Source organism: Burkholderia sp. 9777_1386 (assembly GCF_015712265.1).
GTDB classification, from domain to species: domain Bacteria; phylum Pseudomonadota; class Gammaproteobacteria; order Burkholderiales; family Burkholderiaceae; genus Burkholderia; species Burkholderia cenocepacia.
This window is the reverse complement of the sequence record NZ_JACCQB010000028.1, coordinates 26,322-51,731: the sequence shown is the minus strand read 5'-3', so window position 1 is coordinate 51,731 and position 25,410 is coordinate 26,322. Positions and strand designations below refer to the sequence as shown.

At 68.8% G+C, this 25,410-nt stretch carries 25 protein-coding genes; 15 read left to right on the top strand and 10 right to left on the bottom strand.

All coding sequences use genetic code 11. The features are described from left to right. Positions 1-188: 188 nt before the first annotated feature. From H0X91_RS20855 to H0X91_RS20845, 3 genes are all read left to right on the top strand, one after another. Positions 189-2,324, top strand: a complete 2,136-nt coding sequence (locus tag H0X91_RS20855) for a glycoside hydrolase family 36 protein (protein WP_196433302.1) — start codon at positions 189-191, stop codon at positions 2,322-2,324. A 125-nt stretch (positions 2,325-2,449) separates the two neighbouring features. Then, complete coding sequence (locus H0X91_RS20850; protein ID WP_058903643.1) at positions 2,450-3,331, top strand: endo alpha-1,4 polygalactosaminidase; 882 nt, start codon at positions 2,450-2,452, stop codon at positions 3,329-3,331. A 175-nt stretch (positions 3,332-3,506) separates the two neighbouring features. Next, positions 3,507-4,634: a porin gene (locus tag H0X91_RS20845; RefSeq protein ID WP_080331495.1), complete on the top strand. Its 1,128-nt coding sequence runs from the start codon at positions 3,507-3,509 to the stop codon at positions 4,632-4,634. A 19-nt stretch (positions 4,635-4,653) separates the two neighbouring features. On the opposite strand, the gene H0X91_RS20840 is transcribed toward H0X91_RS20845, so the two are convergent. Both H0X91_RS20840 and H0X91_RS34995 read right to left on the bottom strand, forming a co-directional pair. Then, positions 4,654-4,875, bottom strand: coding sequence for a hypothetical protein (locus H0X91_RS20840; protein ID WP_006489160.1), 222 nt, complete (start codon positions 4,873-4,875; stop codon positions 4,654-4,656). Between the two features lie 65 nt (positions 4,876-4,940). After that, positions 4,941-5,204 (bottom strand): HPr family phosphocarrier protein, encoded by a 264-nt coding sequence (locus H0X91_RS34995; protein ID WP_227739741.1) that lies wholly within the window; start codon positions 5,202-5,204, stop codon positions 4,941-4,943. Between the two features lie 351 nt (positions 5,205-5,555). On the opposite strand from H0X91_RS34995, the gene H0X91_RS20830 reads away from it, so the two are divergent. Continuing rightward, positions 5,556-5,909 carry a zinc ribbon domain-containing protein YjdM gene (locus H0X91_RS20830; protein ID WP_006498247.1) on the top strand — a complete coding sequence of 118 codons (354 nt, stop codon included), beginning with the start codon at positions 5,556-5,558 and terminating at the stop codon, positions 5,907-5,909. A gap of 67 nt (positions 5,910-5,976) precedes the next feature. After that, positions 5,977-6,813: a spermidine synthase gene (locus H0X91_RS20825; RefSeq protein ID WP_196433301.1), complete on the top strand. Its 837-nt coding sequence runs from the start codon at positions 5,977-5,979 to the stop codon at positions 6,811-6,813. Positions 6,814-6,873: 60 nt separating this feature from the next. Here the strand turns inward: H0X91_RS20825 and H0X91_RS20820 are convergent, their stop codons facing one another. Further along, on the bottom strand, positions 6,874-7,059 hold the full coding sequence (locus H0X91_RS20820) for a ribbon-helix-helix protein, CopG family (protein ID WP_006489181.1): 186 nt from the start codon (positions 7,057-7,059) through the stop codon (positions 6,874-6,876). Between the two features lie 89 nt (positions 7,060-7,148). After that, positions 7,149-7,907: a YoaK family protein gene (locus tag H0X91_RS20815; protein ID WP_006489179.1), complete on the bottom strand. Its 759-nt coding sequence runs from the start codon at positions 7,905-7,907 to the stop codon at positions 7,149-7,151. A gap of 242 nt (positions 7,908-8,149) precedes the next feature. On the opposite strand from H0X91_RS20815, the gene H0X91_RS20810 reads away from it, so the two are divergent. Together H0X91_RS20810 and H0X91_RS20805 are read left to right on the top strand one after the other, a co-directional pair. After that, positions 8,150-8,500, top strand: coding sequence for a hypothetical protein (locus tag H0X91_RS20810; protein ID WP_006489163.1), 351 nt, complete (start codon positions 8,150-8,152; stop codon positions 8,498-8,500). Further along, the gene (locus H0X91_RS20805; protein ID WP_006489184.1) at positions 8,497-8,709 is read left to right on the top strand and encodes a twin transmembrane helix small protein; all 213 of its coding nucleotides are present in this window, start codon (positions 8,497-8,499) and stop codon (positions 8,707-8,709) included. The genes H0X91_RS20810 and H0X91_RS20805 overlap by 4 nt, the downstream gene beginning before the upstream one ends. Before the next feature lie 111 nt (positions 8,710-8,820). Here H0X91_RS20805 and H0X91_RS20800 read toward each other — a convergent pair whose 3' ends face one another. From H0X91_RS20800 to H0X91_RS20775, 6 genes are all read right to left on the bottom strand, one after another. Then, on the bottom strand, positions 8,821-10,500 hold the full coding sequence (locus tag H0X91_RS20800; protein ID WP_080324498.1) for a dipeptide ABC transporter ATP-binding protein: 1,680 nt from the start codon (positions 10,498-10,500) through the stop codon (positions 8,821-8,823). Next, the gene (locus H0X91_RS20795) at positions 10,497-11,366 is read right to left on the bottom strand and encodes an ABC transporter permease (protein ID WP_077175850.1); all 870 of its coding nucleotides are present in this window, start codon (positions 11,364-11,366) and stop codon (positions 10,497-10,499) included. The genes H0X91_RS20800 and H0X91_RS20795 overlap by 4 nt, the downstream gene beginning before the upstream one ends. 13 nt (positions 11,367-11,379) lie before the next feature. Continuing rightward, the gene (locus H0X91_RS20790) at positions 11,380-12,390 is read right to left on the bottom strand and encodes an ABC transporter permease (protein ID WP_006489154.1); all 1,011 of its coding nucleotides are present in this window, start codon (positions 12,388-12,390) and stop codon (positions 11,380-11,382) included. 61 nt (positions 12,391-12,451) lie between these two features. Beyond that, entirely contained in the window at positions 12,452-14,092 is a 1,641-nt protein-coding gene (locus tag H0X91_RS20785) for an ABC transporter substrate-binding protein (RefSeq protein ID WP_059722960.1), read from the bottom strand. A gap of 77 nt (positions 14,093-14,169) precedes the next feature. Further along, a complete protein-coding gene (locus H0X91_RS20780; protein WP_058903638.1) occupies positions 14,170-14,745 on the bottom strand; it encodes a GNAT family N-acetyltransferase in 576 nt (191 codons plus the stop codon). Next, positions 14,742-15,881, bottom strand: a complete 1,140-nt coding sequence (locus H0X91_RS20775) for an MsnO8 family LLM class oxidoreductase (protein ID WP_194132167.1) — start codon at positions 15,879-15,881, stop codon at positions 14,742-14,744. Before H0X91_RS20775 ends, H0X91_RS20780 begins: the two co-directional genes overlap by 4 nt. A 334-nt stretch (positions 15,882-16,215) precedes the next feature. Between H0X91_RS20775 and H0X91_RS20770 the strand changes: the two genes are divergently transcribed. The 8 genes from H0X91_RS20770 to H0X91_RS20735 all read left to right on the top strand — a co-directional run bounded on the left by H0X91_RS20770 (position 16,216) and on the right by H0X91_RS20735 (position 25,401). Beyond that, positions 16,216-17,523 carry an NtaA/DmoA family FMN-dependent monooxygenase gene (locus H0X91_RS20770; protein ID WP_196433300.1) on the top strand — a complete coding sequence of 436 codons (1,308 nt, stop codon included), beginning with the start codon at positions 16,216-16,218 and terminating at the stop codon, positions 17,521-17,523. A gap of 177 nt (positions 17,524-17,700) precedes the next feature. After that, positions 17,701-18,504, top strand: coding sequence for a transporter substrate-binding domain-containing protein (locus tag H0X91_RS20765; RefSeq protein ID WP_112751622.1), 804 nt, complete (start codon positions 17,701-17,703; stop codon positions 18,502-18,504). A 4-nt stretch (positions 18,505-18,508) separates the two neighbouring features. Then, a complete protein-coding gene (locus tag H0X91_RS20760) occupies positions 18,509-19,243 on the top strand; it encodes an ABC transporter permease (RefSeq protein WP_006498235.1) in 735 nt (244 codons plus the stop codon). After that, entirely contained in the window at positions 19,240-20,007 is a 768-nt protein-coding gene (locus tag H0X91_RS20755; RefSeq protein WP_006489186.1) for an ABC transporter permease, read from the top strand. Before H0X91_RS20760 ends, H0X91_RS20755 begins: the two co-directional genes overlap by 4 nt. Positions 20,008-20,033: 26 nt before the next feature. Continuing rightward, complete coding sequence (locus H0X91_RS20750; protein WP_196433299.1) at positions 20,034-21,416, top strand: NtaA/DmoA family FMN-dependent monooxygenase; 1,383 nt, start codon at positions 20,034-20,036, stop codon at positions 21,414-21,416. Positions 21,417-21,518: 102 nt separating this feature from the next. Beyond that, on the top strand, positions 21,519-23,105 hold the full coding sequence (locus tag H0X91_RS20745) for a sugar ABC transporter ATP-binding protein (RefSeq protein WP_196433298.1): 1,587 nt from the start codon (positions 21,519-21,521) through the stop codon (positions 23,103-23,105). Beyond that, complete coding sequence (locus H0X91_RS20740; RefSeq protein WP_084752604.1) at positions 23,102-24,163, top strand: ABC transporter permease; 1,062 nt, start codon at positions 23,102-23,104, stop codon at positions 24,161-24,163. Before H0X91_RS20745 ends, H0X91_RS20740 begins: the two co-directional genes overlap by 4 nt. Positions 24,164-24,330: 167 nt before the next feature. Further along, entirely contained in the window at positions 24,331-25,401 is a 1,071-nt protein-coding gene (locus H0X91_RS20735; RefSeq protein WP_196433297.1) for a substrate-binding domain-containing protein, read from the top strand. Positions 25,402-25,410 lie beyond the last annotated feature (9 nt).

The window sequence follows — 25,410 nt, the reverse complement described above, 5'->3', positions numbered from 1 at the left end:
AAACCACAAACGAAAGAAATCGAAAGATCGACTAGATTGCCGATCTGCGCGAGACGGATGCGTCGGCGCACGGCCCTTCTTCACGAGGAATTCCGTATGAACGCTTGCTTTTCCTTTCGATTTCCACTGCCTGCCCGGCGTGCCGGCAGCGCGGCGCGCTGCGTGCCGTTGCGTCGCGAGGTGCGTCCATGACCACCCGGCGCGCGTTCGTGCAGTGGCTGGCCGCCGGCGCGGCGAGCCCGATTCTGGTCGGCGTCGGCGTGCGCGATGCCCGCGGCGGCGAGCCGTCGCGCGTCGCGCTGCGTGACGACCGGCTCGTGATCGAGTTCGATCCGGCGATGCGCAGCCGGCTGGCCGTGCGTCGCGGCGGCGGCACGCGTGCGCTGACCCGCTTCGATGCGAGCGAGACGCTCGAGCAACTGATCGGCCCCGCGCCGGTGCCGACCTCGGACGGCCCCGCGCCCGACACGCGGCCGGTGCGCACGATCGATCGCTTCGCGCTCGTCGACGCCGCGCATGCGGACGTCTCCACCGCCTTCGGCGCGGGGCGGCAACTGCGGCTGGTGGGCCGGTCGGCGCACGGCTTCGAGAAGACGGTGCGCATCACGTTGCTCGACGCGCGGCCGGGCGTCGCGCTGATCGACACGCAGTTCCGCAACGTCGGCATGCAGCCGACCGACGTCCGCGCATGGAACGTCGCCGCGCACCGGCTGCTGCCGGCCGCGGCCGGCGCGGGCGGCTACTGGACCTATTCGGGCGCGAGCCACGCGGACCGGCGCGACTGGGTGCAGCCGGTGAAGGCCGGCTTCGATCAGCGCAATTTCATGGGCATGAACGCATCGGACTATGGCGGCGGTACGCCAGTCGTCGACGTGTGGCGGCGCGACCAGGGCATCGCGCTCGGTCACCTCGACATCGTGCCGCGCCTCGTATCGCTGCCGGTGAAGGCGGTGCGCGACGAAGTCTCGCTCGGCCTGCGCGGCGAGCAGACGGTCACGCTCGCGCCGGGCGCGACGCTCGATACGCCGACCGCCTTCGTGATGCTGCACGACGGCGACTATTTCGTCGCGCTCGATACGTACCGGCAGATGATGGGCGCGCAGGGTTTCCATGCGCCGCGGCCGCCGGCGAGCGCGTACGAGCCGATCTGGTGCGCGTGGGGCTACGAGCGTCAGTTCAGCCTCGACTACGTGCGCGCGACGCTGCCGAAGGTGCAGGAACTCGGCTTCAAGTGGGCGGTGCTCGACGACGGCTGGCAGCGGCGCACCGGCGACTGGGTGCCCGACCGCGCGAAATTCCCGGCCGGCGACGCCGACATGAAGGCGCTCGTCGACGATATCCATGCACGCGGCCAGAAGGCGCGGCTGTGGATCGCGCCGCTCGCGGTCGCGCCGGGCAGCGACGAACTGCACGACCACACCGACATGCTGCTGCTCGACGCGGACGGCGCACCGCAGGCGATCACCTGGTGGAACAGCTTCTATCTGTGTCCGGCCTACGAGAAGACGCAGGCGCACATCGCCGCACTGATGCAGAAGGTGATCGGCGAGTGGGGCTTCGACGGCGTGAAGGTCGACGGCCAGCACCTGAACGGCGTCGCGCCGTGCTACAACCCCGCGCACCGGCATGCGCGGCCGGAGGATTCGGTCGAGCACCTCGCCGATTTCTACCGCGTGTTCCATGACGCCGCGCATGCGATCAAGCCGGATGCGGTCGTCGAAGTGTGCCCGTGCGGCACCGCGTACGCGTTCCACAACATGCGCTACATCGACCAGGCGCCGGCGTCCGATCCGCTGTCGAGCTGGCAGGTGCGCCACAAGGGCAAGACGCTGAAGGCGCTGATGGGCGCATCGTCCGCGTACGCGGGCGATCACGTCGAACTGAGCGACGGCGGCGGCGATTTCGCGTCGGCGGTGGGCGTCGGCGCGGTGATCTCGACGAAGTTCACGTGGCCCGTCGATCCGAAACCGAAGGACTCGTTCCTGCTGACGCCCGAGCACGAGCAGGCATGGCGGCACTGGGTCGAGGTCTACAACGCGCACCGGCTCGCCGAGGGCCGCTATCGCGGCGAGCTGTACGACATCGCGTTCGACAAGCCCGAGGCTCACGTCGTGGAAAAGGACGGCGTGCTGCATTACGCGTTCTACGCCGAGCGCTGGAGCGGCCCGGTCGCGCTGCGCGGCCTGCAGCCCGGCCGGTCGTACCGGATCGTCGATTACGCGAACGGCAATCGCGAGGTCGGCCGCATCGCGCCGGGGCACGACGCGATCGCATTGCGCTTCGAGCATGCGGCGCTGCTGCGCGCCGAGCCGCTCGACGCGTGAGCGTCACCCCGCAACACCGCGTACCACCGCCCGGGCCACGTGTCGTCGCGCATCACCGGGCAACCGGCAGTTCCGCAACGCGCAGTTCCATTCGTCATTCCGATCCCTCCACTGGAGATGCTTCGATGAAAAAAATTGCACGCAACCTTTCCGGTGTCGCGGCGCTCGCGCTGTGCGCCTCGATCCTGCAGGCCTGCGGCGACGGGTCGTCCGATCCGTTGTCGGCCAAGGCCTTTGCCGCGTCGCCGCCGGCCGGGGCGGCGCCCGCGCGCGCCGCGTCGCACTGGACGCCGGCGGTGGGCGATACGTGGCAATGGCAGCTCAAGGGCAAGCTCAATACGTCGTACAACGTGGCCATCTACGACATCGACCTGTTCGATACCGACGCGGCGACGATCGCGGCGCTCAAGCAGGCCGGGCGCAAGGTCGTCTGTTATTTCTCCGCGGGCAGTTCGGAGAACTGGCGGCCCGATTTCTCGAAGTTCAAGGCGTCCGACCAGGGCAACAAGCTCGACGACTGGGAAGGCGAGCGCTGGCTCGACATCCGTTCGAGCAACGTGCGCGAGATCATGACGGCCCGCCTCGACCGCGCGGTGGCGAAGGGATGCGACGGCGTCGAGCCGGACAACGTCGACGGCTATGCGAACGACACCGGTTTCCCGTTGCAGGACACCGATCAGTACGCGTTCAACGTGTTCATCGCGAACGAGGCGCACAAGCGCAATCTGGCGGTCGGGCTGAAGAACGACGTCGATCAGCTCGTGGCGCTCGAACCGTCGTTCGACTTCGCGGTGAACGAGGAATGCAACGAGCAGAAGGAGTGCGACGGCTACACGGTGTTCACGTCGAAGAACAAGCCGGTGCTGAACGCCGAGTATGCGGGCAAATACCGGACGCCGAGCGGGCAACGCACGCTGTGCAATGCGGCGCGCGCGCTCAACATGCGCACGCTCGTGCTGGCGAAAAAGCTCGACGACAGCTACCGGTTCAGCTGCGACGGCGCCTGATCGAACCGCGCCCGTCGTGACGGGCGAACCTGTGTGACCGGTGTCCGCGCGCGCACGCTCCGTGCCCAGGCGTGCGCGTCGCGCGCATCGGATGCCGCGATCCGGCGCGCGATGCATGGCCGATGCCGCATCGACGTCCGTTCAAATCGATTCGCACTACTTATTCAACCATACGATGAAAAATTGCATGCTGATTGCAGGCGCTGCCGTGGCGGCCGCGCTTTCCGTCGCCGCGCACGCGGAGGGTTCGGTCACGCTGTACGGCACGATCGATACGGGTGTCGCGTATCTGAACCACGCGGAAGCCGGGAAGTCGCGCGTATCGATGTCGTCGGGCGCGTTGTCGGCGAACGAATGGGGATTGACCGGCAGCGAGGCGCTCGGCGGCGACATGAACGCGATCTTCACGCTCGAGAACAATTTCGACGTCGGGACCGGCCAGCTCGACGGCGGCCGGCTGTTCGGCTCGAAAGCGTTCGTCGGCGTCGCGTCCGCGACGTGGGGCACGCTGACGCTCGGCCGGCAGAACGATCCGGTGACGGATCTCGTGCAGCCGATCACGGCCGACGCGTTCAGCGGGCTCTTCGCGCCGCCCGGCGACGTCGACAACTACGACAGCAGCGTGACGTTCAGCAACGCGGTCAAATGGACGAGCGCGGCGTGGCACGGCGTGACGGTTGCGGCGATGGTGTCGCCCGGCGGCGTGGCCGGCGCATCGGGGTCGGGGCTCGCGTATGCCGGCGCATTCGGCTATGCGGACGGTCCGCTGAGCGCGGCGGCCGGCTACCTGCACGTCGACAACGGCAACGCGCTCCGTTCGACGCGCGGCGCATCGTCGGCCGATTCGTTCTTCAACAGCGCGGTGAACCGCGCGTATGCGTCGGCGCGGTCGATCGAAGTCGCGCGCGCCGGGGTGCAGTATGCGATCGGCAACGTGACCGTCGGCGCGGCGTTCAGCTTCAGCGAATACCGGCCCGACGCGTCGTCGACGTTCGTGCACGCGCAGCGCTACCGGAACGGTTCGGCGTTCGCGCAATGGCAGGCGCTGCCGTCGCTGCTGACGATCGTCGGCTACAACTTCACGTGGTCGGGCGGCGATTCGTCCGCGCGCTATCACCAGGTCAATGCCGGCGTCGACTATCTGCTGAGCAAGCGCACCGATCTCTATACGACGGTCGGCTACCAGCACGCGAACGGCTTCAACGGAACCGGGCCGGCCCAGGCCGTGATCGGGTCGTACAACGTCGATGCCGGCACGAATTCGCAGTTGCTCGCGATCGTCGGCATCCGGCACCGGTTCTGAGCCCGGTTGCCGGCGCGCGTTATTTGCGGCTTTTCAGGAAGGAGCGTCCTTCGGCCGTGATCGATGCGCCGGAGCGGCCGTGCGCGGGATGGCTGACGAACCCGGCGCTGACGAGTTCCCGCGCGATCGACCAGCCGAGCGCCGGCGCGTCGCGGCCGTAGCGAACATCGGCGAGCCGTTCGAGCGCCCAGATCGCGGAGGCCGACAGGTTGGGGGTGTTGGACGTGAGATTGTCGTTCATCGCTTCCTCGGGAAATGGGGTGTCGGGGTGGACGGCGCATGGCCGCGGGATCGGCGGCGCAGGCGTCAGCTTGCCTGCAGCAACGGCAGCAGCGCCTGCAGCGCGGCCTCCTCGTCGGGGCCGGTGGCGAGCACCTGGGCCGACGTGCCGCCGTGAACCTGCAGCGACGCGATCGCGCCGCCGTCTTTTGCGTTGCTGCTGTGCCCGTTCGCGATCAGCTGGATGTCGCTGTCGAAACGGCGTGCCGCGGCGACGGTCGCGTCGCGCGCGGCGCGGCCGCGATTGCGGTTCCATGCGGGGCCGATTTGAACGTACACAACGATTGCCACGATGCTGGAAAGCCTCCGGACAGGTGGGCGGGGCGGTGCGCGACATGCACGGTTGCGCACGTGTTGCGGACATCGGGCGGCCGGTATTCACGATTTCTCCCGCAGGGTCGCGGGTGCCGGCCGGGCGGAGTGCGCGCGCCATCCGGCGCGAACATGCCGACATCCGCTGCGAAGGCGCATTCAAGTGCGCGGATTGTCGGGAAGTGCGTGATTATAATGCATCGGCCAGATCATGTGAATTGCATTATAATGCGGTGTGCGCCGATGCCGGCCCGCGGCGTTGCCGGCGGGCGTGTCGCCCGCATCCGGGCGCGCAACCTGCTCGCCCGGCATCATCGAACTCCTCCCCGAATGGAAGCCGCAATGAATGCCCCCGCCTGCCCGCAATGTGCAATGGAAAACACTTACCCGGACGGTGCGCTGACCGTCTGCGCGGACTGCGGCCACGAATGGTCGGCCGACGCCGGCGCCGAGGCCGGTGACGAACCGGCGGGCGACGTCGTCAAGGACGCGAACGGCAACGTGCTGTCGGACGGCGATTCGGTCGTGCTGATCAAGGATCTGCGTGTGAAGGGCTCGTCGATCACGCTGAAGATGGGCACCAAGGTCAAGAGCATCCGGCTCGTCGGCGGCGATCACGAAGTCGACTGCAAGACCGACATGGGCGGCTTCATGCTGAAGGCGTGCTACCTGAAGAAGGTCTGAGCACGCGGTTCAGGCGACCGTTGCCTTCGCGTTTTCATCCGCCGCGTTTTCATCCGACTACCCGCACATGGCCGAGGATCGAACTTCCTATGACGCGTTCGTCAGGTTCCTGGCGACGCCGCTGAACGACGGCCGGCCGTTCGTGCTGCGGACGCAGCATGCGGTGTCGCTGCACTTCGATCATTTCGGCACGCAGAGCTTCATGTCGCTGCGCGATCCGATGCGGCTGGAGCTGGGTTATACGCGCGTGATGATGGGTTTCCTGCTGCTGCAGCCCGAGCCTGCACACATCTGCATGCTCGGGCTCGGCGGCGGTTCGCTCGCGAAGTACTGCTACCGTCACCTGCCCGGCACGACGATCGATGCGGTCGAGCTCAATCCGGACGTGATCGCGCTGCGCGACGTGTTCAGGATTCCTGCCGATGATGCGCGGTTCAGCGTGGTATGCGCGGACGGCGCGGATCATCTGGAGCGGGCGGACGTCCGGACCGACGTGATCCTGCACGATGCGTTCGTCGCCGACGGTATGCGCGGCCGCTGTGCCGGCCGCACGTTCCTCGACGCGTGCCGCGCGCGCCTGAGCGCATCCGGCGTGCTCGCGATCAACTTCATGGACGACGATCCGGCGTTGCCGCAGCACCTCGAGCAACTGCGGTCGGTATTCGGTTCGTCGTATGCGCTGCTGCCGTGCGGCGACGACAACAACTTCGTCGCATTCGCATGGAAGGACGGCAGCCGGCTGCCGTCGTTGCGTATCCTGCTGGAGCGGGCGCTCGCGTGCCCGCAGGCCGGCGAACTGAAGCTGGCTGCCACCGCGAGGCGCATGAAGCACGGCGAGGGCATTGATCCGGGGCGGCTGGTCTGGCGCGCGCAGTCGCACGAACGTTGGGAGATCGGCGCGTAACAGTACCGGGCGGTACCGGGCCGGCGGGGCCGGTGCCGCGCGCGGCCGGTGCGGCCGCGCTTACTTCACGCGCTTGCCGATCGCGCTCCGGGTCTTGTACGTGACGCCGTGCCGGTCCAGATATTCGCGGATCAACTGCCGTACGACTTGCGACGGCGTAAGATCCTGCTCCGCGCAGAGCATCTCGAAGGCTTCCTTCTTCGCGGGATCGATCAGGACGGTCAGGCGGGCGGTTTTCGTTTCCATGACGGGGCGAGGGTGGTCGATATGTTAATCAAATTATAATCGATCCGCTTTCGGCGTTACCGCGCGCGAGCGCTGCCTGTCGCGCACGATCAGCGTTTGCTGCGCAGCAGCGCGAGCAGGTCGTCGATCACCGGCACGATGGCGAGCGTGACGAGCACCGCGGCGAGCGGCACGGTCGACACGTAGCCCACGCGCTTGAAGCCGATCGCGCCGGCCAGGCCGCCGACGAAGAACGACGAGAGCATCGTCGCGTGAATCCGCAGTTTCGAACGGTTGGCGATCACCGCGTGCGCGTCGACGTCGATGGCCGACCGGTTCCAGTAGAACAGCTTGCCGAGCTCGATGCCGAGGTCGGTCACGATGCCCGTCATGTGCGTCGTGCGGATCTCCGCGCCCGACAGTTTCGTGATCGTCGCGTTCTGCAGCCCCATGATGAAGCACAGCAGCGTCACGGTCACCGGCACGAAGAAGGTTTCCCACAGGGCCAGATGGCTGCCGAGCAGCCCGAACAGCAACAGCAGCGCGGCTTCGACCAGCAGCGGCAGCATGAACTGGCTGTGCAGCCCGCGGCGGCGCCCCCAGTTGACGAGGACCGCCGAGCACGCGGCGCCGATCAGGAACGACCCCAGCGAGCTGATGCCGGCGAGCGCGAGCCGCACGTCGCCGAGCGCCGTCTGGTCGGCGATCGCCGACACGATGCCGCTCATGTGCGACGTGTACTGCTTGACCGCGAGAAAGCCGCCGGCATTGGCCGCGCCGGCGACGAACGCGAGCGAAAACCCGAGCTGGCGGTTCGCGGTCGCGCTGCGGTGTTTTCCCGTCAGGTTTCGAAAGTACTGCGCTGGCATAAGGGTGTCGCTCGATCGTCGCGGATTCGCGGTCACAGGCCGAAACCGGTGCCGGACGCCGTGACGGGCACGCCGCTTGCACCGGATACCGGGGCTGTCGAATCATGTGATGAACATGATAATGTCATTATCATACTCTGTTGGCCGGATGGTGCTTTCAGTACAATGATGGAAGGCGCCGCCGGCTGGCTGTTTCGCCGCTGCGCGGCGCGCGCTTGCGATTCCCTTCTGCCCACCGCTTCATGACCCCGATCAAGTTCATCCTGCGCTACACGGCGATCCCGTTCACGGCCATCGTCGCCGTGGTGATCTGGACTGTCATACCATCGTCGAAAGAGATCGATGCGAGACAATATGCGGCGCTGTCGCGCGCGTACGCGAGTTTCCCGCTGCCGTTCCGGCGCGAGATCTCGGACACGATGGAGCACGGCACGATCAACGACCGGCGCTATCAGGCGCTCGTGCGCGATTCGCTGGGCAACGGCGTCGCGCTGGACTGGCCGGCGTCGGGCGTCGGCGGCGTCGCCGACGAGCGGCAAAAACTGGCCGAACTGATTCAGGCCGATTCGGATCTTCAAAGGCAACGGCAATGAAAACCCTGCTGGTTTCTGTGGCATTCGCGATGATCATCGCGAGTTTGATCTTCGCGCTGTACTTCATGAATCACGATCGCGGCAAGTCCAAGCGGATGGCGTGGTCGCTCGCCGCGCGCGTCGGGTTGTCGGTCACGCTGTTCCTGTCGCTGCTGATCGCGTACAAGCTCGGCTGGATCGAACCGACCGGGTTGCCGATCGGGCGCTGACGCGCGATTGCCGCGCGGTTCGATCCCGCGTGATCGCACCGAAGTGGACTTGACGGCGAGAACCGGTGGTCGATCAGCCCGTGACGGCGGTTGGACCGGGGCAGGCAGCCGTCATGCGAGCGCGGAGAGCGTTGGGGCGGTGACCGCGCTGCCGGGCAGCGTGGGCAGTGCGTCGAGAAGCGATGCGGTGTACGGGTGCGACGGCGCGTCGAATACCTGCGTAACCGGCCCGCTTTCGACCACGCGGCCCCGCCGCATCACGAGAATCCGGTCGGCCACGTGATGCACGACGCCCAGGTCGTGCGAGATGAACAGCATCGCGGTGCCGTGTTCGGCCTGCAGATCGGCGAGCAGGTCGAGCACCTGAGCCTGGATCGACACGTCGAGCGCGCTGACCGGTTCGTCCGCGACGAGCAGCGCCGGGTTGGACGCGAACGCGCGCGCGATCGCGACGCGCTGGCGCTGGCCGCCGGACAATTCGCGCGGGTAACGGTCGAAGCACGCCGCGCCGAGCTGCACTTCGTCGAGCAGTTGCAGTACGCGGCGGCGGCGCGCGTCGCCGTGGAGTCCGGCCACCTCGAGCCCTTCGCCGATGATCCGGCCGACCGAATAGCGCGGATCGAACGAACTGTACGGGTCCTGGGCGATCAGTTGCAGCCGCGCCCGGCGGGTGCGCCGCGCGGCTTCGGGGATGCCGTTCCATGGCTGGCCGTCGAGCGTGACGGTGCCGGCGTCGGGTTCGACGAGCCCGAGCACGATGCGCGCGACCGTCGATTTGCCGGAACCGGATTCACCGACGATGCCGAGCGTCTCGCCGCGCGCGAGGGAGAACGACACGCCGTCGACGGCGGCAGGCGCATCGCGCTCGCCGTAGCGTTTCGTCAGCGCGTCGACGGCCAGCACCGGTGCCTGCGTGTCGATGCGCTTCGGCGGCAGGGGGACGCGCTCGGCGCTCGCCAGCCGGAATCCGCGCGACGCGGCGGTGGGAATTGCCGCGAGCAACGCACGCGTGTACGGATGCGCCGGTGAGCTCAGCACGTCGCGTGCCGGCCCCTGTTCGACGACCTGTCCCGCGCGCATCACGAGCACGCGGTCGGCCAGATCGGCCACGACCGCGAGGTCGTGGCTGATCAGCAGGATCGCGTCGCCGGCGTCCCGGCGCGCACGCAGCAGCGACAGGATCTGGCGTTGCACGGTCATGTCCAGCGCCGTGGTCGGCTCGTCGGCAATCAGCAGCGACGCACCGCCCGCGATCGCGGTGCCGATCAGCACGCGCTGCCGCAAGCCGCCCGACAACTGATGCGGATACTGCGGCAGCCGCCGCTCGGGATCATCGATGCCGACCGCGCGCAGCAGGTCGGCGCTACGCGCGGCGACATCGTGCCGGCGCGTATCGTGCAACGCCTCCGCGACGAGGTCGCGTACGCGCCACAGCGGGTCGAGCGACACCAGCGCGTCCTGCAGCACGTAGCCGATCCGGCGGCCGCGTATCGTGCGCCAGTCGCGCTCGCGATGGCCGCGCGCGTCGGTGCCGGCGATCTCGAATCGGGCCGCGTCGATCACGGCGCGCGGGCCGTTCAGCCCGACCAGACTGCGCGCGGTGACCGACTTGCCGGAGCCCGACTCGCCGACGAGCGCGACGCATTCGCCGGCATGCACGGCCAGGTCGAGCGGGCCGACGACGGGCTGGGTGCCTCGCGGGCCGCGAAACCCGATCGTCAGACGCTCGATGCGAACCAGCGGCACGGCGGCGTCGGTCGTTGCGCTCGCAACGGTATCGCGCGTGCTCATGCTGTCTCCCGGTGCTCGAAGCGCGCCTGCCAGTAGCCGCCGAGCGCATTCACGGCGATCACGGCCGCGGTGATCGCGAGGCCGGGCCACACCGCGATCCACCACGCGTTGTACAGATAGTTGCGGCCCTCGGCGAGCATCAATCCCCATTCCGCCGCGGGCGGCTGCGGCCCCATTCCGAGAAAGCTCAACCCCGACGTGCCGATGATCGCGGTGCCCAGCCCGATCGTCGCGAGGACCGGCACCTGCGCGATCGCATGCGGCAACACGTGCCGCCACACCAGTACCGCCGGCGCGAGGCCGAGGGTGCGCGCGTGCTCGACATAGCCGGACGCCGCGACGACGAAGGTTTGCGCCCGCACCACGCGTGCGAAGCGCGGTACCGACGCGACGCCGAGCGCGAACACGAGGTTGACCGCGCCGGGGCCGGTGAACGAGATCAGCATCAGCGCGAGCAGCAGGTCGGGAAACGCGGACACGACGTCGAGCACGCGCGTGATCAGCTCATCGAGCCAGCCGCGCGCGAGGCCGGCGCACAGCCCGAGCGCGGTGCCGAACAGTGTCGCGACGCCGATCGCAGCCGCGCTGATCGACAGCGAGTAGCGGGCGCCATGCACGACCCGCGAGAAGATGTCGCGGCCGAGCTGGTCGGTGCCGAGCCAGTGCTCGGCGCTGCTGCCGAGCTGCGCGGACAGCGGATCGGCCGCGAGCGGGTCGTAGTGCGCGAGCCAGCCCGGTGCGACCACGGCGATCGCGTTCAGCAACAGATACACGGCGGCGAGCGCGAGGCCCGGATGGCGGCGCAGCCAGCCGGCGGCGGCGAATGTGGCGGGCGTGCGCAACGTGAAGTCGATGGGCGTGGACATCGAAGTCTCCGGTTCAGCGCGCTGCGCGGCGGTCGCGCAGGCGGGGATCGATCAGCAGGTACAGCAGGTCGACGGCCGTGCTGAGCGTGACGTAGATGGCCGCCGACAGGATCGCGATCGCGAGGATCACCGGCATGTCCTTCGACAGCACCGCGTCGACCGTCACCTTGCCGAGGCCCGGCCGGCCGAACACCTGTTCGGTGATCACCGCGCCGCTAAGCAGGCCGCCGACGAGCCAGCCGGCGAGCGTGACGGCCGGCAGCGCCGCGTGGCGCAGCGCATGGCGCACCCGCAGCGCGAGCCCGCCGATGCCCCACGAACGCACCGTCAGCGCGTACGGCTCGTCGAGCGCGCGCTCGATGCCTTGCCGCAGCACGCGGCCGATCACCGCGCCCTGCGCGAGCCCGAGCGACAGCGCGGGCAGCACGAGCGACGCGAAGCCGCGATCGCCGGCCACCGGGAACAACTTCAGCGTGAAGCTGAACACGAACAGCAGCATGATGCCGAGCCAGAACGACGGCGTCGACGCGAGCAGCAGTTCGACACCCGATGCGGCGCGGCCGGCCCAGCGTCGGCCGGCGGTCAGTACCGCGAGGCCGACCGCGAATACGATCGTCACCACCAGCGCCGCGCCCGTCAGTTTCAGCGTCGGCCATAGCTGGCCGAGCACGAGCGGCGCGACGTCGGTGTTGAGGATGTACGAGCGGCCGAACTCGCCGTGCAGCACGCGCCACAGGTAATGCAGGTATTGCAGCGCGAGCGGCTCGTCGAGCCCCCATTCCTGGCGGATCGCGGCCTCGATCTCCGGCGTACTCAACTGCTCGCCGATCAGGATGCCGACGATATCGCCCGGCGCGAGATGCACGGCGGCGAACGACAGCGTCACCGCGGCCCACAGCACGAGCGCGCCGGTGGCGAGCCGCGTCGCGACCGGCGAACGCAGCCAGCGGCGCCACGCAGCCGGCGGCGCAGCGGCAGGCCGCGCGTCCGGGACGGCGACGAAAGCGGACGACGGACGGTTCATGGTCGATTCTCCTGTCGGGGCGGCGCGATGGGCGAGGCGAAGCAGGCCGGCACGCGTCGGCTTACTTCTTCACCCACACGTCGTACGGGTTCTCGGGCATCTGCGCGAACGAGCGGAAGCGCAAGCCCTGGACCGCCTTCGCGGCGGCGATCTGGTCTTCCGGCTCGTACAGCGGCAGCGCGTACGCCTGTTCGTTGATCGCGAAGCGCTGCAACTCGCCGTACAGCCTCTTGCGCTCGGCGACGTTCTGCGTGCGCGCAGCCGCCTGCAGCCAGCGCGTCAGCTCGGGCGCCGCCGCACGGCTGTAGTTCAGCGCGCCGCCGCGATCGACGGGCAGGTAGTGGCCTTCGATGTCGATGCCGTCCGGCGGCGTGTTCGAGTTCGCGATCGAACCGAACTTGCCGCTCTTGCGCGCCTCGACGTACGTGCCGTCGTCGACGTACTGAATCTTCAGGTCCACGCCCAGTCGTTGCCGCGCTTGTGCCTGCAGCGCCTGCAGCAGCACGTCGCGCTGGTCGCGCACGGTCGCCTGCGCCTGGACGACCGCGATCGTCAGCCGTTCGCCGTGCTTCGTGCGATAGCCGCCGCTGTCGCGCGCGCTCCAGCCGGCTTCATCCAGCAACTGGTTCGCGAGCTTCGGGTTGTTGCCGTAGGTCTTTTCGATCGACGCGTCGTAGAACGGATCGATCGGCGACGTGATGCCCCAGGCGCGCGTGCGCTCGCCGCGGTAGATCGACTGCACGATGCCGGTCGTGTCGAGCCCTTCGAGCAGCGCGCGGCGCACCTTCACGTCCTGCGTCGCGCCGTAGCCGACGTTCAGGAACAGCGAGTACGGCGTGCCGGTATTGAGCGCGCGGCGGTAGGTGAAATCGGCGTTCTTGCGGATCAGCGCGGCGTCGTTGCCGGACACGCCCTCGATCACGTCGACCTGGCCGGACAGCAGCGCGCCGGTGCGGACCGACGATTCGGGCAGGAACCGGTAGACGACCCGGTCGAGATACGCGGGGCCCTGGTGGCCCGCGGTCGGCGGCGCCCAGCGATAGTCGGGATTCTTCGCGAACTCGATTTCCTGGCCCTTCACGTAGCGGCGCAGGATGAACGGGCCGGTGCCCGCGATGTCGGGGCCGCCGGATTTCAGGCCGGGCCGGTCGAACGCGTTCGGCGACAGCAGCGGCAGCCGGCCCGCGAACGTCAGGAACGGCGCATACGGCGCGTCGAGCGTGATGACGACGGTGTGCTCGTCCGGCGTCTTGACGTCGGCGACGTGCGAGATCAGCCGCGCAAGCTGGCTGCCGGCCGCATACGACAGTTCGCGCGCGTTCAGGAAATTGCGGGCGACGGCCTTCGCGTCGAACGGCGCGCCGTCGGTGAACTTCACGCCGTCGCGCAGCGTGAACGTGTAGGTCTTGCCGTCGGCGGAGACCTTGTAGCCGGTCGCGAGCCACGGGACGTAGCTGCCGTCGGGCTTCTGCGCGAGCAGGCTTTCATACGCGTTGCGCAGCAGCAGCTCGACCTTGTCCTGGCCGTTCAGTTGCGGGTTCAGCGTGCGGGGCTCGGTTTCGACGCCCCAGGTCAGCGTGCCGCCCGCGACGGGCGCGCCCTGGGCGAACGCCGCATGCGGCAGCGCGAGCGCGAGCAGCAGCGCAGCCGATACGGTGCGGCGCGACGCGCGCGGCGTGGAATCCGGAAATGCGAATGTCATGCGAGAAAGCCTTTTACGAGGTGGATAGCGGTGGATGCGGTTCGCGTCGTTTATGTGGGCCGGCGCGGCACGTCACGTCATGCGTTCGCGTGGATGCGCTCGTGGTCCCGGGCGGTATCGTCCGCTGTCGGGGCCGGGTAGAGATCCGGGATCAGGATTTTTCTCAGCCAGACGAGCGGCGTGCCGAGCGCATTCGTCGAGTGGTCGAACGGCTGATAGCCGCTGCGCTCGTAATACGACGGCAGCCATGGATGGTTGGTCGCGGTCGCGAGATACGTCGCCGGCGCCTTCACCTGCGACGCCAGGAACTGCGTCTCGACGTGCGCGATCAGCGCGTGTCCGAATCCCTGTCGTTTGAACGCGGGCGCGACCGCGAACCAGTGCAGGAACGGATAGGGCGTGCGATGGCGTTCGCCGGATACCCACGGAAACCGCACGGTCAACGTGGCCGCGAGGGCGGTACGGCCGTCGGGTGTCGCGTGTTCGAGCACGAACGTCGTTTCGCGCGCGATGGTCTGCGCGACGCGTTCGATCGGCGAGCGCGTGATCGTGAAGTGCACGCCCTGCGCCGCGAGCGGCGCGTAGGCGTTCTGCAGCAGCGCATAGACGGCCGGCACGTCGTCCGCGCCGGCGATGCGGATCGTATCGGTCATGGCGCGGTGCCTTCGAAGTGCGGTTGATGCGTGGTCGTGCGCGCGTTCCACCCGTCGCGCGCCGTCGCGGCGTCGTGATCGTCGGCGGGCGCGCCGGCCAGCAACCGCAGCGACGCAATCCGCGGTGCGGCATCGGCGAGTGGCGTGTCGACGACGAATTCGGCAATCCCGTGACGACGATGCAACGCGTCGAACTCGCGCAGCACGTCGTCGCGCGTGCCGTGCACGATGCGCGTTTCGCGCGGGTCGATCCGGTGCGGGCCGCCGCCGGCCTGACGGATGTACGCATGCGCCTGTTCGACGCTGCCGACGTTGACGGCCGGCGTGTCGCCCACCTGCACGCGAAAGCCCTGATGGCCGCTCGCGAGCCGCGCGGCCGCGTCGCGGGTGCCGGCGACGATCGCGGAGACGGCCAGCAGCGGCGTGCGGCCGCCCGACGCTTCCCGATAGGTATCGAACGTTCGCGCCAGATCCGTTGCCGATGCGTTCAGGTGCGACGCGTAGACGAACGCCCAGCCGAGCCGTGCGGCGAGCGTCGCGCTTTCCGCGCTCGCGCCGAGCAGGAACGGTTGCGCGGGCGTTGGCGGTCGCGGCGTCGCATGCAGCGTGGCCGCATCCTCGCCGGCCGCATCGGTTGTCGCATCGTCACCGTGGAGATGGCGATTCAGCGCGTGGGCCAGATCGGCGAAGGGCGCGCGTCGCGCCGGATCGTAGCCGTCCTGCAGCGCGCGCGTCGACAGCGGCAGGCCGCCCGGCGCCTTGCCGATGCCGAGATCGACGCGGCCGGGCGCGAGCGACGCGAGCAGGTTGAAGTTTTCCGCGATCTTGTACGGACTGTAGTGCTGCAGCATCACGCCGCCCGATCCGACCCGAATGCGCCGCGTCTGCGCGAGCACGTGCGCGATCAGGATTTCCGGCGACGGGCACGCGAGCGCGGCCGTGTTGTGATGCTCGGCGAGCCAGTAGCGGTGATAGCCGGCCGCATCGGCGAAGCGCGCGAGCGAGACGCTGCGCGCCAGCGCGTCGGCGGCGGTTTCTCCGGGCGCGACGGGGCTCTTGTCGAGCACGCTCAAGCGGAACGGCAACGCGGACAAAGCGGACGAATCGGTGTGGGAGCGGATGGCGTCGAACGTCATGATGAAGCGATCGGCGCGGGTCGAAACGGCCGGATCAGCGGGTTTGGCATGCCGAATTATTTTGCGTCGTCGTTCGCACGGTCAAACAATCAAGAAGAATATCGAAAGCCGAAAATATTCGTTCCGGCCGACCGGGGGGCTTGCGTTATGGTCGTTGGCTGCGCGCCTCGCGGCGCGTGCGTGGAGCCTGCCCGACGATCTCCGGCGCGAGTACGCTCGCCGTCGCGATGGCCGCAGGCATGCCCCGATTCTCCGACCGAACGGAATCACGAGGAATCCGAATGAATGAGCAACGCGAACGACGTACGGCCTTCACGACGACCGGAGCCGCGTCATGAGCGGCGCACGCAGACGGCTCAAGACGCTCGTCGGCGCGGCGAGCGTGCTGTACGCGCCCGGCGATGCGGATGTCGGGCAGGGCGTGCGGCGCGCGGCGTCGCTCGCGCGCAAGGCGGAAGCCGAGAAGATCACCGGCCTCTTTACCGCCGATCTGCTGCAGGCCGATGCGGCCGGCCTCGCCGGGACCACCGGCAGCCAGGAGCCGATCGTCGCGCTGGCGGCGCTGAGTCAGGCGACCTCGGCCATCGGGCTCGTCGCGACCGTGTCGACGACGTATCACCATCCGTACAACCTCGCGCGGCTGATCGGCACGCTCGATCACGTGAGCGGCGGCCGCGCCGCGTGGAACGCGGTCACGTCGTCGGTCGGCGAGGAGAATTTCGGCGATGCCGCGCTGCCCGACCCGGAGCAGCGTTATGCGCGCGCGGCCGAGTTCATCGAGGTCGTCAACGCGCTGTTCGATGCGAACCATCCGCGTGCGACGCGTCGCGGGCCGGGTGGCGGCATCTCCGTCGATCCGCTCAAGCTCGGCGCGATCGACTATCGCGGCGCGCATTTCCAGGTACAGGGGCCGTTGAACGTACCGCCTTCGGCGCAACGGCGGCCTGTGCTGTTTCAGGCGGGGCAGTCGGCAGGCGGCGTGGCGCTCGGCGCGCGGTATGCGGAAGTCGTCTACACGTCGCAGCCGACGCTCGACGATGCGCGCGCGTTCGTCGCCGAGCTGCACCGGCAGGCGGCTGCATTCGGCCGCGGCGACCGGCCGCCGCTCGTGATGAACTCGTTTCATTCGGTGATCGGCGAATCCGATGCCGACGTCGCGCGGCGCTTGCGCGACAAGCATGAGCGCATCGACTACGAACAGGGCAGGCTGAAGCTTGCCGACATGCTCGGCGGCGGTGTCGACCTGCGCGGCCTGCCGCTCGACCAGCCGTTGCCGGCATCGCTGCTGCCGGCGATCGACAGCGTGCACCGCCGGCGCGGGCGCGTGGCGATCTTCGTCGGCTATGCGCGCCAGCGGCTGACGCTGCGCGAGCTGATCGTGCGTGCGCAGGAGACCGGGCACTGGTTCGTCGCGGGTACGCCGGAGCAGCTCGCCGATGCGATCGAAACGCGCTATCGCGCGGGGCTCGTCGACGTGCTGTCGCTGCACGGGCTCGGCCAGCCGGATCAGGAGGACCTGCTGCTCAACGGCTTGCTGCCCGAATTGCGGCGGCGCGACCTGCTCGATACCGACTATGTAGGCGGCGATCTCCGCGCGAACCTGGAACTGCCGGCGTTGCGGCGCGAGGCCGTGGCAGCGTGAACGGATGACCCGCGCACCGGGCGAGGACGTTGGCCGGTGCGCGGCCCGGCGCATATCGCGCGATCAGATATCCATCGAAAAAATAACCATTTGGTACACGCTTCGGCGCGCATTACAGTCTCGCCTCCTGCCGGCCGCCACGCCGGTCGTTCCGACGTTATTTCAGAAATGCGCCACATGAATCGTTTGATGCGTTCCAGGGTCCGCCGTGCCGCGGCCGCGCTGTTCGTGCTCGGCCTCGCGCCGGTTTCCCATGCGGCCCAGCCGACGTTGCGCGTCGGCATCGACGCCGAATCGTACCCGCCGTTCTTTTCGAAGGACGCCGGCGGTAAGTGGAAGGGCTGGGAAATCGACGTGCTCGATGCCGCGTGCGGCAAGCTGAACGTGCGGTGCGAGCTCACCGACATCGCGTGGGACGGCCTGATTCCTGCGTTGCAGAACCGCAAGATCGACGTGATCTGGTCGTCGATGACGATCACCGGCGAGCGGCAGAAAGCCATCGATTTCAGCCGCGCGTATTACGAATCGCCGACGGTGTTCGTCGGCGCGAAAAGCGACCGGCGCCGCGTCGACTGCGCGGTGCCCGCGACCTTCAAGGGCAGCGTGATCGGCGTCGAGGCCGGCACCAACTTCTCCGCGTTCCTCGATGCCCGCTTCAAGCAGGACGCGCAAGTCAAGGCGTTCGACAAGTTCGACAATGCGCTCGCGGATCTGGTGTCCGGCCGCGTCGACTACGTGCAGGAAGGCAAGGGGCTGTTCACGGCGTTCCTCGCGTCGCGCGACGGCAAGGACTTCGAGGTCAAGGCCACGTGCGCGGACAATCCGGTGCTGGGCCTCGGCATCGGCGCGGGCGTGCGCCATGGCGATGCGCTGCGCGGCAAGCTGTCGACCGCGATCGCGCAATTGCAGCAGGACGGCACGTGGGATGCGATCACCGCCCGCTATCCGAACCTGAAGGGCACGATCGAGAAGGGGCGTTGAGCGCATGGCCGCGGACGATTCGCTGCTCGCGTTGCTCGCCTTCGGCGACGGCGGTTATGGCCGCGTGTTCGCGGGCGCGTTCGCGCTGACGTTCGGCGTCGCGGCCGCGTCGTTCTGCACCGGCGTGCTGCTCGGCATCGCCGGCGCGCTCGGCAAGCTGTCGCGATACGCGGCGCTCGTGTGGCTGGCGCGGCTCTACACGATGCTCGTGCGCGCGCTGCCGGAGTTGTTGTGCCTGCTGCTCGCGTTCTACGCGGTCGCACCGGCCATCGAGAACGCGTTGCGCGGCAGCCGCATCGTAGCCGGCGACTTCGCGTTCGACCCGTTCGTCGTCGCCGCGCTGTCGCTCGGTTTCATCCAGGGTGCGTATCTCACCGACATCTTGCGCGCGGCGCTCGTCAACGTGCCGGTCGGGCAGATCGAAGCCGCGCACGCGTACGGGATGACGCCCTGGCAGACGTTCACGCGTATCCGGCTCCCGGCCGCGGCGCGGCTCGCGCTGCCGGGCGTCGGCAACGTGTGGCTGAACGCGACCAAGGACGCGTCGTTCATCAGCGTACTCGGATCGTTCACGGATCTGCTGAAGGCGAGCCAGCTCGCGGCCGGTGCGACGCGGCACTACGTCTTCTTCTATCTGGTCACGGCCGCGCTGTTCCTGCTGCTGAGCATCACGTCGACGGGCATTTTCGCGGCGCTCGAGCGGCATGCGAACCGCGGCACGACGCGCGCGACGACATGATCTTCTCGCTGCCTTTCCTGCTCGACACGGTGATGCCGAAGCTGCTCGCCGCGGTGCCGACCACGCTCGCGCTGACGCTCGTATCGGGTGCGGCCAGCGTGCTGCTGGGCGTGCCGCTCGCGCTCGCCGCCGGTGCGCGCCATGCGCCGCTGCGCTGGTCCGCGCGCGGCTGGCTCATGCTGATCCGCGGCACGCCGCTCCTCGTTCAGCTCTATCTGCTGTACTACGGATTCGGGCAGATCGTCCCGCGCGAATGGATGCGCGACAGCTGGGCGTCGCCGCTGCTACGCGACGCGTTCTGGTACGCGATCGTCGCGCTGAGCGTGAACGAGAGCGCGTACGTGGCGACAATCCTGCGCGGCGCGATCGCCGGCGTGCCAGCCGGTGAGATCGAGGCCGGCCACGCATACGGGATGACGCGCATGCAGGTGCTGCGCCGCATCGTCGGCCCGCGTGCGTGGCGGCTTGCGCTGCCCGCGCTCACCGGCGAGGCGATCCTGCTGCTGAAATCGACCGTCCTCGCGTCGACCGTGACCGTGTTCGACGTGATGGGCACGGCCAATACGCTGCGCTTCGAGACGTTGCGCGTGTACGAGCCGCTGGCCGGTGCGGCGATCGTCTATGTCGTGCTGGTCGCGCTGCTGACCATTCCCGCCGCCCGCGTCGAGCAGCGCATCAATCGCTACCTGACGCGCCAGCCCGACGAACGCGTGCCCGCACGGCGCAGCCGCGCGTCGTCGGGCGCGTGGGCGGCCCCCAACTGATTCCTGCCTTGGTACCGATTTCGACGATGTCCGATCCTCGCCCCTTGCTGTTTTCCCTGTATGAACAAGCCAGCGTCGGCTGCGGCGGCGCGCCGAGCCTGTGGACCCATCCGGCCGACGAACGGCTGCGCGCGAATACGCTCGCGTTCTGGTCGAATCTCGCTCGCACGGCCGAGCAGGCCGATCTCGACATGCTGTTCTTCGCGGACGTGCTCGGCCTGTACGACGTCTATGGCGGGTCGGCCGACGCGGCGGTGCAGTGGGCGGTCGAGGCACCCGCGAACGATCCGATGATGCTGATTCCGGCGCTCGTCGCGCAGACCGAACGGCTCGCGTTCGGCGTGACGGCGAGCACGACCTACGAGCATCCGTTCGCGCTCGCGCGTCGCTTCAGCACGCTCGATCATCTGAGCAACGGCCGGATCGGCTGGAACATCGTGACGTCCTACCTGACGAGCGCGGCGCGCAACTTCGGGCTCGACCGGATGATCGGCCACGACGCACGCTACGCGCGCGCGGAGGAGTTCCTCGACGTCGTGTACAAGCTGTGGGAAGGGAGCTGGGCGGACGACGCGGTCGTCGCCGACAAGCACGCGCCGCGCTATGCGCGTGGCGAGCGCGTGCGGCCGATCGCGCACGAAGGCACGCACTACCGCGTGCAGGGGCCGCACGTCTGCGCGCCGTCGCCGCAGCGCTCGCCCGTGCTGATCCAGGCCGGCTGGTCGGGGCGCGGGCGCGCGTTCGCGGCGAAGCACGCGGAGGTGGTGTTCGTCGCGAAATCGGATCCGCACGAGATTCGCGCGGGCCTCGACGAGATTCGGCGGCTCGCGGCCGAACGCGGCCGCGCGGCGGACGACGTGAAGTCGCTGACGGTGCTGCGGATCGTCACGGCGCGCTCGTCGAGCGATGCGAAGGAGAAGTATCACGCGCTGCAGCAGCACTATCACCAGCACGCGCAACTCGTCAGCTATGCGGGCGACACCGGCATCGACATCGACCGCTATGCGGACGACGAACCGCTGACGACGCAGACGGAAGGCCTGACGTCCTACGTGGTGCGGCCGGACGGCAGCGGCAAGCCGCTCACCGCGGGCGACGTGCGGCGCAAGTTCGCGAGCGTCACGCGCGGCACCGACCTGATCCTCGTCGGCGCGCCGGACGAAGTCGCGGACCAGCTCGCCGAGCATGCGCGGCAGTCGACGACGAGCGGCTACATGATCAACCCGCTGATCAGCCCGGGCACGCTCGACGATTTCGCCGAACTGATCGTGCCTGAGCTGAAGAAGCGCGGCCTGTACCGGACGACGCCGGCGAGCGGCACCTTCCGTTCACGGCTGGGCGGCCGCGACCGCCTGCCGGACACGGCCTATGGCGCGTGGTTCCGGTTTCCCGTGCCGGAAGCGGGCTGACCGGCCGACCAATGCCGAACGACTTTCATCGGAGTGGCGTGACATGATCGATGACGTACTGTTCCTGCCGCATCTGCATCGTGCCGACCGGAATCTTCCGGCATGAATAGCGCGACGAACGAAACCATGGAGGCGACGCGGCGCGAAGCTCGACCCCGTCGATCGGCATCGCCGCCCGTCCTGAGCGCCACGGGCATCGCGAAACGCTTCGACGCGACCGTCGCGCTGGCTGCGCTCGACCTGTCGATCGGCGCCGGCGAAGTCGTCGCGCTGATGGGCGCGAACGGCGCGGGCAAGTCGACTTTCGTCAAGATCCTGAGCGGCGCGCTGCAACCGGACGGCGGCACGCTGACGCTGCGCGGCGAACCGTATCGGCCGGCGTCGCCGCACATGGCCAAGCGGCTCGGCGTCGCGACCGTGCACCAGTCGGTGGTCGACGCCGTCGTGCCGACGCTGTCGATCGCCGACAACCTGCTGCTGGACCGGCTGTGTGACCCGGCGTCGCCGTGGCGCGCGCCGCCGGCCGCGCGGCGTGCCGCGGCGCGTTCGCTTGCCGAGCGGGTCGGGCTCGACGTCGATCTGGCGGCGCCGCTCGCATCGCTGTCGCTGGCCGACCAGCAGCGCGTGACCTTGGCGCGTGCGCTGGCCGGGCAGCCGTCGTTGCTGATTCTCGACGAGCCGACCGCCAGCCTGTCGGCGACGGAGGCCGAGCGGCTGTTCGAGCTGGTGGACGCATTGCGTCGCGATGGCGTCGCCATCCTGCTGGTGTCGCATCGGCTCGGCGATCTGCGTCGCATCGCCGATCGCGCGGCGATCGTCCGCGACGGCCGCATCGTCGCGGATTGGGCCGCGCCGATCGATTTCGACGCCGCGGTGGAAACGATGATCGGCCGGCCGTTGCCGCGTACGCGTGCACCGGCGCCGGCACTCGCGCCGGCGCGTGCGGGGCTGGCCGGCTCGGGATCGAGCTCAGGCTCCGGCTCGGGATTCAGCGTGCGGCAGATCCGGCTGACACCGACCAGCACGCCGTTCGACCTCGAGGTCCGGCGCGGCGAGATCGTCGCGATCGCGGGCCCGGTCGGCGGCGGCAAGTCGCGTTTCGCGCGGACGATCTTCGGCGCGGTGCGGGCGGCGGCCGGCGAGATGACGCTCGACGGACGGCCATGGCGGCCACGTTCGCCGGCCGATGCGATTCGCGCCGGCGTATTCCTGGCCGGCGAGGATCGCTGGCGCACGTCGCTGTTTCCCGACAGCGTCCCGTTCGCGTCGATCGCGGGCACGATCGGCTTTCCGTTCCTGTCGCGCTGGTTCGCGGGCGGCGCGGTGCGCCGAGCCCGCGAACGCACGGCCGCCGCGGCCGCGATCGCGCGGTTCGGCATTCGCTGCGAGGGGCCGGACGATCGCGTCGCGCACCTGTCCGGCGGCAACCAGCAGAAGGTCGTGCTCGCGCGCTGGCACGCCGAGCCCGCGCGGCTGTTGCTGCTCGACGAACCGTTCCAGGGCATCGATGCGGGCGCGCGCGCCGATATCGTCGATACGCTGCGGCGTCATGCGCATGAACGTGCGACGCTCGTGTTCGTCAGCGATCTCGAGGAAGCGGCCGAGATCGCCGATCGGATCGTGCGGTTCGATCGCGCGACGCTCGATGGCCTGTCTCCGACTTCTTCCATCGTGGGTGCCCACTCATGAAACCCGTGACTTCTTCTTCCGCCGTGCATCATGCCGCCCCCGTCGAACGATCGTCGCGCACGGGGCCGGCGCGCATCCGCGATGCGCTCGAACGGACGGGCATCCTGCTCGTGCTGGCCGTCCTCGTGGTGGTGTTTGCGCTCAGGGAGCCTGCGTTCCTGAACCTCGACAATCTGTTCAGCATCCTGCAGGCGGTGTCGATCGTCGCGTTGCTCGGCGTCGGGGTGACGGTCACGCTCGCGGCCGGCGGTTTCGACCTGTCGGTCGGCAGCGTGGCCGCGACCGCGCAGATGGCCGCGAGCTACGTGCTGGTCGTCTGGCACGGCAGCGCGTGGGCGGCCGTGATCGCGTGCGTCGTGCTCGGCGTGACCGCCGGGTTGTTCAACGGCTTGCTGATCACGCGGCTGCGCGTGCCCGACCAGCTCGCGACGCTCGGCACGCTGTTCCTGCTGGCCGGCCTGCAGTTGATCCCGACCGGCGGCCGTTCGCTCGCGACCGGCTCCGTGCTGCCCGACGGCACGGATGCGACGGGCGTGTTCCCCGACGCGTTCCTCGCGCTCGGCCGACTGCGCGTATTCGACGTCGTACCGTTGCCGGTGCTGGTGCTTGCGGCCGTGACGGTGCTGGCCTGCGTCACGATGGAAGCGACGCGCTGGGGCCGCGTGATCTATGCGATCGGCGGCAACGAAACGGCCGCGCGGCTGGCCGGTGCACCGGCCGCGCGCTACCGTGTCGCCGCGTATGTCGTGTCGGGCGCGATCGCGTCGCTGGGCGGCGTGCTGATCGCCGCGCGGGTGGGCCGCGGCGACGTGAGCGCGGGACACTCGCTGCTGCTCGACGCGGTGGCCGCCGCACTGATCGGCTACGCGGTGTGGGGCGCGAAGCGGCCCAACGTGTTCGGCACGGTCGTCGGCGCGGTGTTCGTCGGCGTGCTGCTCAACGGACTCACGATGCTGAACGCGCCCTACTATATGCAGGATTTCATCAAGGGCGTGCTGCTCGTGCTGGCCTTGGCGTTTACGTTCGGCATCGGTCGCCGGGCGGATGCCCGGGCGTGACGGGTGAGGTCGCCAAGCGTCGGCTCGGGAATGGACGGGTTCGAGGCACGCCCGGGCTGAACCGTTTGTTATCCAAAGTAATATCGATTGCCGAATCGGTCGGTTTGAGTTCGCGTGCCGTGCTGATAGATTGAGCCGATATCGTCCTGTACGGAGACAGACACGCCATGCGCTCGTTGCTTCGCCGAAAGTCGCGCTTCGAACCGAAACTCGGTGCACTCGTATTGGGCGCCGCACTCGCGCTCGGTGTGCCCACCGCGCACGCCGGCCCGCTCAAGGGCGCGCCCGCGCCGTTCGACAAGGGCGGCGTGAAGATCGCGCTCGTCAACTACCTGTCGACCGGCGATTTTTTCCAGGCCTACGAAGCCGGCGCGCAGAAGCAGGCGCGCGCGCTCGGCGTCGATCTGCGCATCTACGAAGGCCGGCAGGACGCGGCCGAGCAGCGCGAGCAGATCCAGCAGGCGATCAGCATCGGCGTGTCCGCGATCATCGTCAATCACGGCTTGCCGGAATCGCTGAAGGACGTCGTTCAGCGTGCGCTGGACAAGGGGATCAAGGTCGTCGCGTTCGACGTCGATCTCGCCAATCCGAAGGTGCCGCAGATCGAGCAGAACGATCGCGACCTCGCGAACCTGCTGCTCGATCAGGCCGTGAAGGACAACGGCGACGCGTTCTCCGCCGGGTACGTGTACGTGGCCGGATTCGCGCCGCTCGACCGGCGCGACGCCGCGTGGCGCGATTTCAAGCGCGCGCATCCGAAGGTGCAGGAAAAGGCGCGCTGGGGCACCGTCGACAACCCGATCGCGCAATCGGTCGCGAACCAGGCGGCGGCCGTGTATCGCGCGAATCCGGACATCCGCGTGGTGTTCGCGCCGTACGACGAATTCGCGCGCGGCGCGAAGCTCGCGGCCGACGAGGCCCGGCTGTCGTCGAAAATCCGCATCTACAGCGCGGACGTGTCGACGGCCGACATCGAGGCGATTCGCGCACCGAACAGCGCGTGGGTCGCGACGGCCGCGACCAATCCGGCGGTCGTCGGCGCGGTGTCGGTGCGGGCCGCGGCGCTGCTGGTCGCCGGGCAAAACCCGGGCGCGCGCATCGCGGTCAAGCCGACGCTGATCACGCGCGACGATCTCGTGAAGAACGACATTCATACCGTGGCCAAACTCGGCGCGAAGTTTCCGGCGTTCCGCGCGAGCGACGCGGCAACCGCCCCCTGGATTCCGGCGATCGACTGATCGCCCCGG